The sequence below is a fragment of the Agrobacterium sp. CFBP2214 genome (assembly GCF_030209895.1).
Taxonomy (GTDB): domain Bacteria; phylum Pseudomonadota; class Alphaproteobacteria; order Rhizobiales; family Rhizobiaceae; genus Agrobacterium; species Agrobacterium radiobacter.
The window spans coordinates 635,180-647,512 of the sequence record NZ_JARVRC010000001.1 but is presented as its reverse complement, the minus strand read 5'-3'; the positions used below and the strand labels follow the sequence as shown (position 1 = coordinate 647,512).

The 12,333-nt window shown below is 61.0% G+C and carries 13 protein-coding genes; 5 read left to right on the top strand and 8 right to left on the bottom strand.

What is annotated here, in order from left to right; all coding sequences use genetic code 11:
* The first annotated feature begins 2 nt into the window (after positions 1-2).
* Positions 3-317: a putative quinol monooxygenase gene (locus QRN60_RS03115; RefSeq protein WP_129564577.1), complete on the top strand. Its 315-nt coding sequence runs from the start codon at positions 3-5 to the stop codon at positions 315-317.
* Here QRN60_RS03115 and QRN60_RS03110 read toward each other — a convergent pair.
* Positions 314-697: an ACT domain-containing protein gene (locus QRN60_RS03110; RefSeq protein WP_060726072.1), complete on the bottom strand. Its 384-nt coding sequence runs from the start codon at positions 695-697 to the stop codon at positions 314-316. The genes QRN60_RS03115 and QRN60_RS03110 overlap by 4 nt on opposite strands.
* 90 nt (positions 698-787) lie before the next feature.
* Positions 788-1,240 carry an Lrp/AsnC family transcriptional regulator gene (locus QRN60_RS03105; RefSeq protein WP_060726071.1) on the bottom strand — a complete coding sequence of 151 codons (453 nt, stop codon included), beginning with the start codon at positions 1,238-1,240 and terminating at the stop codon, positions 788-790.
* Between the two features lie 120 nt (positions 1,241-1,360).
* On the opposite strand from QRN60_RS03105, the gene QRN60_RS03100 reads away from it, so the two are divergent.
* Positions 1,361-2,323: a nucleoside recognition domain-containing protein gene (locus QRN60_RS03100; protein ID WP_129564578.1), complete on the top strand. Its 963-nt coding sequence runs from the start codon at positions 1,361-1,363 to the stop codon at positions 2,321-2,323.
* An 82-nt stretch (positions 2,324-2,405) separates the two neighbouring features.
* Here the strand turns inward: QRN60_RS03100 and QRN60_RS03095 are convergent, their stop codons facing one another.
* A complete protein-coding gene (locus QRN60_RS03095; RefSeq protein ID WP_003503074.1) occupies positions 2,406-4,427 on the bottom strand; it encodes a methyl-accepting chemotaxis protein in 2,022 nt (673 codons plus the stop codon).
* A gap of 273 nt (positions 4,428-4,700) precedes the next feature.
* Here QRN60_RS03095 and QRN60_RS03090 point away from each other — a divergent pair, with 273 nt between their 5' ends.
* Both QRN60_RS03090 and QRN60_RS03085 read left to right on the top strand, forming a co-directional pair.
* Positions 4,701-5,453, top strand: coding sequence for a TlyA family RNA methyltransferase (locus QRN60_RS03090; protein WP_003503077.1), 753 nt, complete (start codon positions 4,701-4,703; stop codon positions 5,451-5,453).
* Positions 5,450-6,700, top strand: coding sequence for a class I SAM-dependent RNA methyltransferase (locus tag QRN60_RS03085; protein WP_129564579.1), 1,251 nt, complete (start codon positions 5,450-5,452; stop codon positions 6,698-6,700). Before QRN60_RS03090 ends, QRN60_RS03085 begins: the two co-directional genes overlap by 4 nt.
* A gap of 120 nt (positions 6,701-6,820) precedes the next feature.
* Here the strand turns inward: QRN60_RS03085 and QRN60_RS03080 are convergent, their stop codons facing one another.
* The 3 genes from QRN60_RS03080 to QRN60_RS03070 all read right to left on the bottom strand — a co-directional run bounded on the left by QRN60_RS03080 (position 6,821) and on the right by QRN60_RS03070 (position 9,781).
* The gene (locus QRN60_RS03080) at positions 6,821-7,138 is read right to left on the bottom strand and encodes a hypothetical protein (protein WP_003503086.1); all 318 of its coding nucleotides are present in this window, start codon (positions 7,136-7,138) and stop codon (positions 6,821-6,823) included.
* Positions 7,139-7,227: 89 nt separating this feature from the next.
* Complete coding sequence (locus QRN60_RS03075; RefSeq protein ID WP_099085609.1) at positions 7,228-7,986, bottom strand: crotonase/enoyl-CoA hydratase family protein; 759 nt, start codon at positions 7,984-7,986, stop codon at positions 7,228-7,230.
* Between the two features lie 10 nt (positions 7,987-7,996).
* On the bottom strand, positions 7,997-9,781 hold the full coding sequence (locus tag QRN60_RS03070; protein ID WP_129564580.1) for an acyl-CoA dehydrogenase family protein: 1,785 nt from the start codon (positions 9,779-9,781) through the stop codon (positions 7,997-7,999).
* Positions 9,782-10,003: 222 nt separating this feature from the next.
* Between QRN60_RS03070 and QRN60_RS03065 the strand changes: the two genes are divergently transcribed.
* Complete coding sequence (locus QRN60_RS03065) at positions 10,004-10,999, top strand: transporter (RefSeq protein ID WP_035212536.1); 996 nt, start codon at positions 10,004-10,006, stop codon at positions 10,997-10,999.
* Positions 11,000-11,057: 58 nt separating this feature from the next.
* Here the strand turns inward: QRN60_RS03065 and QRN60_RS03060 are convergent, their stop codons facing one another.
* The gene (locus tag QRN60_RS03060) at positions 11,058-11,576 is read right to left on the bottom strand and encodes a BA14K family protein (RefSeq protein ID WP_003503093.1); all 519 of its coding nucleotides are present in this window, start codon (positions 11,574-11,576) and stop codon (positions 11,058-11,060) included.
* A gap of 225 nt (positions 11,577-11,801) precedes the next feature.
* Positions 11,802-12,269, bottom strand: coding sequence for a BA14K family protein (locus QRN60_RS03055; RefSeq protein ID WP_003503095.1), 468 nt, complete (start codon positions 12,267-12,269; stop codon positions 11,802-11,804).
* Positions 12,270-12,333 lie beyond the last annotated feature (64 nt).

Here is a 12,333-nt window from a genome sequence, read left to right as displayed (position 1 = left end):
CCGTGCACACCACCTATCTCATCGGATTTCAGGTCCGTCCCGGCCAGCGCGACCGCTTTCTCGAATTACTGAATGCGCTGCTTGATGCCATGCGGCACGAAAAGACCTTCGTGAACGCAACCCTGCACCGGGATGGTGAAAACGAGAACCGCTTCCTGCTGCATGAGACCTGGAGCGACCATCAGGATGTCACCGACGTTCAGATTCACCGGCCCTATCGGCAGGCATGGCACGATGCCCTGCCCGATCTTCTGGACGCCCCGCGCGATATTTCCGTATGGCTCCCCATGCGGGCGGATCACGCTCGCAGATCTTAGACGAGCGAGTGTCCTGCATCTGCCAGTAGCTCGGACGTTTTCTCCAGGTCTTTCGATTTCACCAGCAGGTGATCGCCATCGAAAGTCGAAACCACGAATATCCCTATGTCGTTGGTCGATAGCGGTTCGATCACCGAAAGGACGATGCCCGTCTCATCAAAGGCGAACGGACCCTGAAGTTTGAGACAGTTCCAACCGATATCGGACTGAACATCATCAGGGATTCGCTCCTGGCGGCAGACAACGGAAAGCTCGTCATCGGTCCGGCTGATGCTGAGAAAACCTGCGCCATCGGCCCAGGCTGGAATGGATGCATCGGCATGGAGCCGGGCCACCCCATAGGCGCCATCCAGAAGTCTTAACTTGACGCGAGGCGCCATCTGAAAACTGCCTTCCCGAAAGCCAGACGCTGCTTTCTTTGGGTTGAAGGGGATGATTAAACGCTTGCCCCTGATGCAATGCCATCAGTTTCAAAGCCTGATGGCCGTTTCTTCTTTCGCCGTCTTGATGACGACCATGGTGAAAAAGCGCGCCACATTGTGCTGGTCGCGGAACAACCGGTCGCACAGGGCATCGAACTCTTCCATATCCCGCAGGCGCAGCATCAGCACGACATCGGATGCGCCGGTGACGGCATAGGCCTGCGACACGGCCTCTTCGGCGCTCGCAATATCCAGAAAGCGCCGCATATGCTGCTCGCCGTGCAATTTCAGCTCCACCGTCACCAGAGCCTTGATCACCCGCCCCGCCTTTGCGGGATTAAGGATCGCCACAATGCGATCGATCACGCCCGACTTGCGCAGCCGCTGCAGGCGGCGCAGGCAACTGGACGGTGACAGCCCGACCTCATCGGCCATATCCACATTGGTACGCGAGGCGTCGCCCTGCAAGAGATTCAGAAGTTTCCTGTCAATCCTGTCCATGCCGGCAGCATATCGCCGGCTGACACATTTGCAATAAAATTGCATGAAACTGCAATCTTTGACCACAAATGCGAACGGGCCGGGATTAGTGAATGGGAACAATCTTCAGGGAGCCTTCACATGTCACTTTTCCTGCCCGTCTGGCAAAAAACGCGGGAAACGCTAGCAATCTACTGGGTGCTTGTGCGGATCACGGTTCCAATCGCCATTCTGACCGAGCTATTGTCGAGGATGGGCGCGATCGAGGCGGTGGCGCCTGCCTTTGCGCCGGTCATGAACCTCATCGGCCTGCCGCCGGAACTCGGTCTTGCCTGGCTGACCGCGATGCTGGTCGGCATATGGGGTGCGGTGCCGCTCATCTTCACACTTGTACCCGCGTCGTCGCTCACCGTTGCTGATATCACCGTTTTTTCGGCGCTCATCCTGTTCGCCCATGGCCTGCCCATCGAACAGAAGATCATTGAAAAGGCGGGACCGGGCATGATTGTCACCACGGCGCTGCGCGTCGGCGGCGGATTGCTCTATGCCTTTCTCCTGCACCAGCTTCTGGAAGCGACGGGATGGTTGTCAGGCCCGGTAAACCCTGCCTGGATTGCGATGGGCGCCACGCCTGAATGGACCGCCTATTTCCTCGGTCTCGGTGAAACCATGGTCTGGATGCTCGTCATCCTGCTTGCCCTTTCCTTTTGCCTTGAAATCCTCAGGCTCACCGGCCTCCTGGCGCTGATGATGAAAGCGCTTTCGCCCCTGCTGCGTGTTGCGGGCATTCGCGGCGAGGCCGAACATCTCACCGCCATCGGACTGTTCCTGGGAATTTCCTACGGCGCCGGCTTCCTGATTCGCGAGGCGCAATCGGGGACGATATCACCGCGTCAGGTATTTCTGTCCTGTGTGTTCATGGGTTTTGCCCATAGCGTGATTGAAGACACGCTCGTGGTGATGTCGCTGGGCGCCGATGTCTATGGCGTTCTGGCCGGACGCCTCGTTTTCGCTGTTGCCGCAACCGCCGTCATTGCCGCCCTGCTTCACCGCCTGTCGGATGAGCTGTTCTTTACGCGGATGTTCCGGCTACAGGGCACATAAGCGGCGTTACCCGCCTGAAAACGCCGATGCAAAAAGGGGGCCTTTCGGCCCCCAATTCATAGGTTCACTCTGAAAGCCAGGCTCAGAACTCCGTCCAGTCCTGATCCTTCGCGGCCGGTGCTTCGGCAGCGCCACCGAAGGCGCGGGCGAGGCTCTGGCCGAGGGCACGGGCCGGCGAAGCGACGGGCCTTGCGGTTGTGGAGGCCGATTTTACCGGAGCCTTGCGAACCGGCGCGGCCGGTGCTGACTGGAAGGCAGGCTTTGCCGAAGACTGGCGCGGCGCGGAATAGCCGCCGGCGCTCGCAACGGCAGCGCGCGCGCCACCCATCCTGAACTGGCCGAGCAGGCTGTTCAGCGCTTCCGCTTCGCGGGCCAGCGAATGGCTGGCGGCGGTCTGCTGTTCCACCATGGCGGCATTCTGCTGCGTGCCCTGATCCATGGTGTTCACGGCCGTGTTGATTTCCTGCAGGCCGGTTGCCTGTTCGCGGGAAGCAACGACGATGGCGCTGACATGGGCATTGATCTCTTCGACTTCCGCCACGATGAGTTCCAGCGCCTTGCCGGTTTCATCGACAAGATTGACGCCGTTTTCCACCTGCTGGCTGGAAGCGCCGATCAGCGTCTTGATTTCCTTGGCGGCATTGGCAGAACGCTGGGCAAGCTCACGGACTTCCTGCGCAACCACCGCAAAACCCTTGCCGGCATCACCAGCACGAGCGGCTTCCACACCGGCGTTCAGCGCCAGCAGGTTGGTCTGGAAGGCGATATCGTCGATGACACCGATGATGTTGCCGATTTCGCCTGAGGACTTCTCGATTTCGCGCATGGCGGCAACCGCCCTGCGGACCACGACGCCGGACTTTTCCGCACCGGCGCGGGCGCGCTGGACCAGATTGCCGGCATCTTCCGCACCGCGGGCGCTATCGCGCACGGTGGTGGTGACTTCTTCCAGGGCTGCAGCGGTTTCCTCGATGGAGGCAGCCTGCTGCTCGGTGCGGCGCGACAGATCGTCGGCAGCGGAGAGCATTTCCGAAGCGCCGGAATTGATGGCGGCAGCGTTCTCGCCAACGGTTTTGAGCGCCTGCTGCAGCTTGTCGACAGCGCTGTTGAAATTGAGGCGCACCGGATCGATGGCAGGCACAAAAGGCGTTTCAATGCGATAGGAAAGATCGCCATCAGCAAGAGCGGCAAGGCCCTTGCCAAGCTCGGCGCTGGCGAAGGCGCTGGCGGCTTCGTCCCGCGCCTTTTCCTCCTCGTTGCGGCGGCGTTCGGTCTCGGTGGCGGAGCGCATGCGCTCGGTCTCGCCGGCAAGGCGGGATTTTTCCAGCCCGGCTTCCTTGAAGACGAGAACGGCCTTCGCCATCTTGCCGACTTCGTCGCCACGATCCGTGGCAGGCACTTCCGTCGCCAGATCGCCATCGGCGAGACGGCTCATGGCCGCTGTCATGCCAACGATCGGCGTGACAATGGAGCGCGACAGAGCCCAGATGAGGGCAACGGCCAGAAGACCGGCAACCGCGCCGCCACCCAGAAGCGCATATTTAAGGTTCAATGCCGCTGCCTGCTGTTCCGCCGCGTAAGCGGTGGACAGGCCGTTCAGCTGTTCCTTGATCTTGGCGGCGGAGGTGCGGAAGCCATCGAGCTGGCCCTTCGCCTGATTGCGGCCGATCTCGATGATTTCGGAAATCGGCGCTTCCGTCGTCTTTCGCGCAGCGATCTGCGGTTCCGCCAGTTCCTTGAAGAACACGGTGGCGGATTTCTGCATGTCGTCGATGGATTTCAGGATGTCCGGGCGGCCGACGGCCAGCGTGCGGGCTTCATCGAGCTTCTTCAGCATCAGGTCGCGCTGGGCGAACACATCATTATAGGTGCTGTCGCTGCGGAACAGCAGGAAGCCGCGCTGGTTGACGGCCTGTTCCAGCATGGCGGCCGTCGCGCCATCCACTGCCTGGATGATATCCTTGGTGCGGTTGTTTTCGATCGTGACACGCTCGCTCCCCAGCGTCTGCCAGAATACGACCGCAGACGCGAGCAGACACACACTCATCAGGGCGCAGAAGGTGGCTATGAGCTTCAGGTTAATGGGGAGATTTTTCAGCGACATCGCAAACTCTCTCGGCGACCTGATGCCTCGAAGCAAGCGTCTGCGCTGCAACGGTCGCAATTTTGTGGATGGGAGGAGACGCCGTCATGGCAGGTTCCGGTGGCCGCACGGGCCTTGCGCACAAAGTGCTATACAAGCCTTTATATTGGATTAATCGAACATTCTGACTTTGCGGTGCAACATCGCCATTATGGCCAGCAGCGGGCATTGCCGGCCCGTCCCGGCGATAAATCGCTTGCATCGGCGGAGTTTGGCGGTCATTGACACGGAACCATGTCCAAAACATCTGAAAATGAACGGCTTGACCAGCTTCTTGTGTCGCTCGGCCACTTTGCCAGCCGCTCGCGTGCACGCGACGCGATTGCGCGCGGCACCGTGAGCGTCAACGGCAAGACCGTCACCAAACCGAGCCAGACCGTCGCCGGCAATGCCGAGATCGCCATCAGCGATCCCGCGCAGGCTTACGTCTCCCGCGCCGCCCTCAAGCTGACAGCCGCGCTCGATCATTTCCGGCTCGACCCGAAGGGCCATGACTGTCTTGATGTCGGCGCTTCGACTGGTGGTTTTACCGAGGTGCTGCTTCATCGTGGTGCTAAACACGTCACCGCCATCGATGTCGGGCACGGGCAGATGCATCCAAGGATCGAGAACGATCCGCGTGTGACCAATCTGGAAGGGCTGAATGCGCGCTACCTGACGGCAGAGGATATCGATGACCGGGCCATCGGTTTCATCGTCTCCGACGTGTCCTTCATTTCGCTGAAGCTCGCACTTGCCCCGGCACTTGAGCTTGCTGGATCGGGCGCTCTGGCTGTCCTGCTGGTGAAGCCGCAATTCGAGGCGGGCCGCGACGCCATCAGCAAGGCCGGGCTTTTGAAGGAGCCGGAAACCGCGCCTGCCGTGGCCGCCGAACTGGAACGCTGGCTGACGGAGGACATGGGCTGGAAAAGCCTTGGCCTCATTCCCTCGCCGATTTCCGGCGGTGACGGCAATATCGAATTTCTTCTCGGAGGCGAAAAGCCATGAGTACACAGACCGTCACCATCAAGAGCCTCGGCGCGCAGGGCGACGGCATCGCGCACTGTCCCGACGGCCCGGTCTATGTGCCCTTCGCGCTGCCCGGTGAAACGGTCGCCATCGCCAAGGTCAAGGATCACGGCACCGTCATGTCGATAACGGAAGCCTCGGCGCAGCGCCGTGAACCCGCCTGCCGCCACTTCGGTCCCGATGGCAAGAACGGCACCTGCGGCGGCTGTTCGCTGCAGCATCTTTCCGATCAGCCTTACCATGCCTACAAGCGGGAGCTGGTGGTTTCGGCGCTGAAATCGAAGGGCCTGACGCCTGATGTGGACGATCTTGTCATCTGTCGCCCCGGCGAACGCCGCCGCGCGGTGTTCGCCGCCCGCAAGACGGAAAAGGGCCTGCTGCTCGGCTTCAGCCAGGCAAACAGCCATCACATCGTCGCCATCGAGGAATGTCCCGTCACCTCGCCGGGCATCGTCTCGCGGCTGGACGCCATCCGCGCCATCGGTCTTTCCATGGTGGCGAATGCCGAACCGTTCCGCATCACCGTTCTCGAAACGCTCTCCGGTCTCGATATTTCTGTCGATGGCATCAAGTCGGTCAGCGACAAGCAGCGGCGCACGCTGACGGAAACGGTGCTTGCCATGCGCGGCATCGCCCGCGTCTCGCTTGCGGGTGAAATCCTGATCGAACCGCAAAAGCCGATCATCGAATTCGGCGGTGTTCCGGTTTCACCACCGGCCGGCGGTTTCACGCAGGCGACGAAGCAGGCGGAAGACGCCATGGCCGAGCTGGTGCTTGCCCATATCGGCAAATCCAAACGCATTGCCGATCTGTTCTGCGGTTCCGGCACCTTTGCGCTGCGGCTTGCGCGCGTCGGCAGAGTTCATGCGGTGGAAGCGGAAGACAAGCCGTTGAAGGCACTGGATTTCGCCGCCCGCAACACGCAGGGCCTGAAGCCGGTCAGCGTCGAGAAACGCGATCTCTTCCGCCGGCCGCTGATGACAAGCGAATTGAAGAATTACGATGCTGTCGTATTCGATCCACCGCGCGCCGGTGCGGAATTCCAGTGCAAGGAACTGGCCCGCAGCACGGTGAAGAAGATCGTTGCCGTGAGCTGCAACCCGCTGACGCTTGCGCGCGATCTCGCCATCCTGACCGAGGGCGGCTATCGCATCACCCGCGTCACGCCGGTTGACCAGTTCCTGTGGTCACCGCATGTGGAAGCGGTGGCGACGCTGGAGAAATAAGCAATCCGGGCGCAGAGCCGCTCAGCGAAGCTGACGCAACGATTCATATGCCCGCAATCCCAACGGCCCTCATTCCTGTGCTTGTCACAGGAATGAGGATGGAGAGGAAGCCTGGGAGTCTTACCAGGCCGTATCGACCGTGCCGTTGCCGACCACGCCCGAGCAGCGGCAGGCACCGCCCACACGGCCCCGTTCCAGCGGGCAGATATAGGGCCGGCGGCGGTTGGCGCTGTCCGGCGGGGTGATGACGCAGACGAAACGCGCGCGGCGCTGGCGGTCGCGGTTATTGCCGGAATAGAAGTTCGGGCTATCGTCGTCCGTGGACTGCGCCAGAATGACGTCGTTGGTGGAAGCCGCTGGAGCGCGTGTTATCGCCGCCGCTTCGGCAATCGTCGCGGCGGATAGGAAGACAGTCAGGGCGAAAACGAAGTGACGCATGTGGGTGGCCTTCGGACAATGACGTTGCGTTATCTAACCCAAGCCATATTGCCCGGTTGCTTAACCGCAAGGAATTCCTGCCCGCACACTTAACGACGCATGAATGCCTCGAAGGCGGCTCGCGCTTCCGCACTTTGCAGCTGCGCGATGAAATGGCGGCCTTCCTCTTCGATGCGGGCGAGAATATCGGCCGGGTTGCCGCGAACCAGATCGCGGGCGATCTTCAGCGCCTGCTGAGGTTTGGCGGCAAGGCGGGTGGCAAGCGCCAGCGTTTCGGTTTCGACATGTTCGGGGGCGACGACTTTCCAGATCATCCCGGCCTGCAATGCCTGCTCGGCGGAAAAACCCTCGCCCATGGCAAGCAGCGCAAAGGCGCGCTGGTGGCCCATAAGCTTCGGCACAAGCAGGCTGGAGGCCGCTTCCGGCACCAGCGCCAGATCCACGAAGGGCGTCTTGAACAGGCTACGGCTGGAAGCGACCGTCAGGTCGCAATGCAGGTTCAGCGTCGTGCCGATGCCGATGGCGAGCCCGTCCACGCCTGATACCATTGGCTTGTCGAAGGCGACGAGCGCTTTCAGAAGTTCCAATGCGGCGAGTTTGCCCTTACCGCCCGACATGGCGAAGGCGAGAAAATCGGCCATGTCGTTACCGGCGGAAAAGCAGCCTTCCGTACCGAGAAACGCAACGACGCGGATGTCCGAATCCGCGTTGGCGGCATGCAGGGCCTCGGCCATGCGCAGATACATGGCATCGGTGATGGCGTTTTTCTTGTCTGGCCGGTTGAAGCGGATGGTCAGAACCTCCGGCGCATGACCCACCCGCTCGACGAGAATATGATCGTTCGACATCTGAGCCTCCTCAAGCCAGTACGGTGCGGGCGGCAGCAAGGCTTGCCGCGCCTGATATAACGCGATCCTTCAGCGCCGCCGTTTCCGCCAGCAGGTTTTCCGCTGCGAAGCGGCAAAGTGCGGCGCGATGCCCACCCCTGCCATCATCGACAGAGACCAATGCGCCCTTGGCGAGATAGGCGCCTGTCAGCGCCAGACCGAAGAGGCGCTGATAGGGTGTCGCGCCGGCGAGTGCCGTTTCGGTTTCGCCCGCCTTGATGCGGTCCAGCAGCCAGTCGGTCGCCGTTTCCAGATCGTTGAGGCTGGCTTCAAGATAAGGGGCCGTCTCACCGAGATCATCGCGGCTCGATGCGGCTGTCCGGGCGGCGATCTCGCGCAGTTCTGCGATGAAACCGCGCACCTGCGCGCCCTCGGAGAGCGGCAGTTTGCGCAGCACCAGATCGATGGCCTGAATGCCGTTTGTGCCTTCGTAGATCGGCGCGATGCGGGCATCACGCAGATAACGCGCCGCGCCGGTTTCCTCGATGAAGCCCATGCCGCCATGCACCTGAATGCCCATGGAGGCGACATCCACACCGGCATCGGTGGAGAAGGATTTTGCGATCGGGGTCAGAAGGGCAGCGCGCTCCTGCCAGTGAGCGCGCTGCCGGGCGTCTTCGCTCGCATGCGCCATATCGATGGCATGCGCGCAGCTGAAGGAAATCGCCCGCGACCCTTGAGTCAGCGCCTTCATCGTCAGAAGCGTTCTGGCGACATCAGGGTGTTCGATAATCGGGCTCATGCCGGAGCCCTGCCAGCCGGGCGCCTTGCCCTGCGTGCGCTCCCTGGCGTATTCGATCGCCTTCTGGGTCGCCGCTTCGCAGATCGCCACGCCCTGCATGCCGACGGCAAGGCGGGCGTTGTTCATCATGGTGAACATGCAGGCGAGACCCTTGTTCTCTTCGCCGACCAGCCAGCCGAGAGCGCCCTTTTCATCTCCGAATTTGCCATCGCCGAAGATCATCGTGCAGGTGGGCGAACCATGAATGCCGAGCTTGTGCTCCAGCGAATGGCAGAAAAGGTCATTGCGGCCACCCGGCGCACCGTTTTCATCAGGCAGGAATTTCGGAACGAGGAACAGCGAGATGCCGCGCGTGCCGGCCGGTGCATCCGGAAGGCGGGCGAGAACGAGGTGGATGATGTTGTCAGCCGCGTCGTGTTCGCCCCAGGTGATGAAAATCTTCTGGCCGAAGATGCGGTAGGTGCCGTCACCATTGCGCTCCGCCCGGGTCTTCAGAACCCCGAGATCCGAACCCGCATGCGGCTCGGTCAGGTTCATGGTGCCGGTCCATTCACCGGAAACGAGTTTCGGCAGATAGATGCGCTTGAGATCATTGCTGCCGTGGGCGACGATGGCTTCCACCGCGCCCATGGTCAGCGTCGGCGCCAGCGCGAAGGCCATGGAGCCGGAATTCCACATTTCGAGTGCAGCGACATTCAGCATATGCGGCAGGTTCTGGCCGCCGAACTCCTCCGGCGCGGTCAGGCTGTTCCAGCCCGCTTCCGCCCAGCGGCGGTAAAGATCGGCCCAACCGTCAGGCGTCGTCACCTTGCCGTCGGCGAGCTTCGCGCCCTGACGGTCGCCAATATCGGCGAGCGGTGCGACCTGTTCGGTGGCGAAACGGCCAGCTTCCTGCAGGATGGCATCCACGAGGTCTTCACCGAGATCGCCAAGCACACCCTTTGAAAGCGCGTCTCCAAGACCCGCTACATGTTTGAGTGTAAAGGCGATATCATCCACCGGCGCGCTATACATGCTGCCTCCTCCCGAAGCTCTGGCATCTTGCTACTGGCTTCGGGCTAAATGATTTTTACGTAAACGTCAATTTGAAAATTCCCGTCATTTCGACGGGATTGTTATAAAACTGTCATATGAATTTGCTCAGCATGCGCTGAAAGTCGCCCGACGACGCCGCTGCTCCCACACCGGAACGACGGGCGCCTCCCTCCTCCCATCCAGCCGGTCAGGACTGCCACGATGGATCTCATAACGCCAGTTATTCCGGGCCTTGTCTGGGCCTATCAATTCCACCCCGGCACGGCCCCGTGCCGCCGGCTTGCACCCGATGCCGGCTTTCACGAAATGGCCGAGTGCGAAGGCTTCTTCTGGCTGCATCTCAATCTCGCCGATCAGCGCGTGGCGGGTTTTCTCGAAACCATCGACGGTCTCGATCCGGCAGCGCGCGCAAGCCTCACCACCCATGAGACACATCCGTCCATCGTGGTCGATGAAAAATCGCTCTATGGCACGCTTGTCGATTTCCAGCGGGAATTCGACAAGGAAACGCGCGATTTCGGCTGGCTGCATTTTGCGGTAAGTGACCGCTTCATCATCACCACCCGCCTGCAGCCGCTGCATTCGGTGGACCGGCTGAAGGCGGCGGTCGACAAGAATTCCAACCGCTATCTCACACCGTCACATGTGTTCGAAGGCCTCGTCGCCGAATTCCAGCGCTCGCTCATCAATCTGGTGATGGAGACGACGGAGGAACTGAACGCCATCGAGGATCTGGTCTATGACAGCGAGACACGCGACGAACGGCGGCGGCTCGCCCCGCTGCGCCGCACGGTGGTTCGCCTGCACCGGCACCTGCGCACCGTGCTGACGCTGATGCGGCGGGCTTCGGCCGCCGATGATGACGAAATGCCTGACGGTTTCGAGGATGTCGCCTCACGCCTGATGGGCCGCCTTGAGGCTGTCGATCATGACGTCTATGCCCTGCAGGAGCGTGCAAGGCTGCTGCACGAAGAAATCGATTCCAAACTCTCGTCCGAAACCAACCGGCACCTTTATATCCTGTCGCTGATGACGGCATTCCTGCTGCCGCCATCGCTGGTGACCGGTTTCTTCGGCATGAATACGGATGAACTGCCGTTTACCGTCGGCACCGGCGGCACGCTGTCGGCCAGCATCTTCATCGTGATTTCGGTTGCACTCGCCTGGTTCGTGCTGAAGCGCGCACGAATCCTGTAACGTAAAAAGCCGCCCGGTCGTAACCGGACGGCTCTGTCAATTTCAGCCTGACATTCTATCAGCTGTAAGGCGAATAGCAGGGCTGACGCGGGCCATGGTAAGGCTGGAACGTGTTGCTATAGGCATCGTAGGAACGATAGCGGCCATAGCACCAGTTCACATGCGCCTGGCTCATACCGCCACGGCGGACCGGACGATATTCGCGATAGACCGGACGCGGACGATATTCGGGAACCGGACGGTAGACTTCACGCGGCTGCGACAGCGCGCCGCCGATGATCGCACCCGTCGCAAAGGCTGCGAGCGGGAACCAGTAACCGTCATGATGACGATAACCCGGGCGGTAATCACGATAGCCGCGATGGCCGCCATACCAGCCTCGACGTCCGCCATCCCAGTCGCGACGGTCGCGCCAGTACTGCACATTCACGATATTCTTGCTGGCGTCGTTGCCCACCGTCTCGACACTCTTCGGCGCCATTGGTAGTGGCATCGCTGCTTCTGCCGGAACAATCGCTCCTGCTACCACGATCGCAGAAAGACCGACAGCCAAGATATTCTTCATATAGTCTCTCATCTGACTTCCTCCATTCACGACGGTCGACAGGCCGTTGGACGTGAATAATAACACCTTTTTCTTCTTACTCAGCCAGTTTGTCGGTTCTGGCCGGAACATTACCGGTTGCAGGCTAGGCGTTTTCGTCTGAACCCAGCATTAACGATCCATTCACGCTTCGGTTACCCGGCCCGGCCGCCTGAAAGCAAAAGCCCGGATCAAAATCCGGGCTTTCGAAAACCACTATCAGCGGCTGTAAGGCGATACGCATATGCGGCGCGGACCGCTATTTGGCTGGTAGCTGTTGTCGTAAGCGCGATACGAGCGCCAGCGGTTCTGGCACCATTCGACATGGCTGCCGCCATAGGCCGGGCGCGGCTGCGACATGGCGCCGCCGATGATCGCGCCTGCGGCAAAGGCTGCAAGCGGGAACCAGTAACCGTTGTGATAACGGTAGCCCGGACGGCGATCGCGATAACCGCGGTGACCATTGTAATATCCATCACGCGGCGGGCGCGGGCGATACATGCGGTCGCCGTACCTGCGGTCGCCTCTGCGGTCCCATTCGCGGTACTGCACCGGCACAACATTATTGTCGGCCGTGATCGCCGGCTTCGGCATCGGCACGGGCGCCTGGAACGCCTGCGATGGCGTAAAGCTGGTGAGGAACACGACTATCGCCGTGGCGACACTCGTTGTCCGGAAATTCATCATGATCTTCCTCCGTTTGCTTCAGCGCGTTGGACCACGCCTTTTCACCCACTCGCTCTTGTCGGAG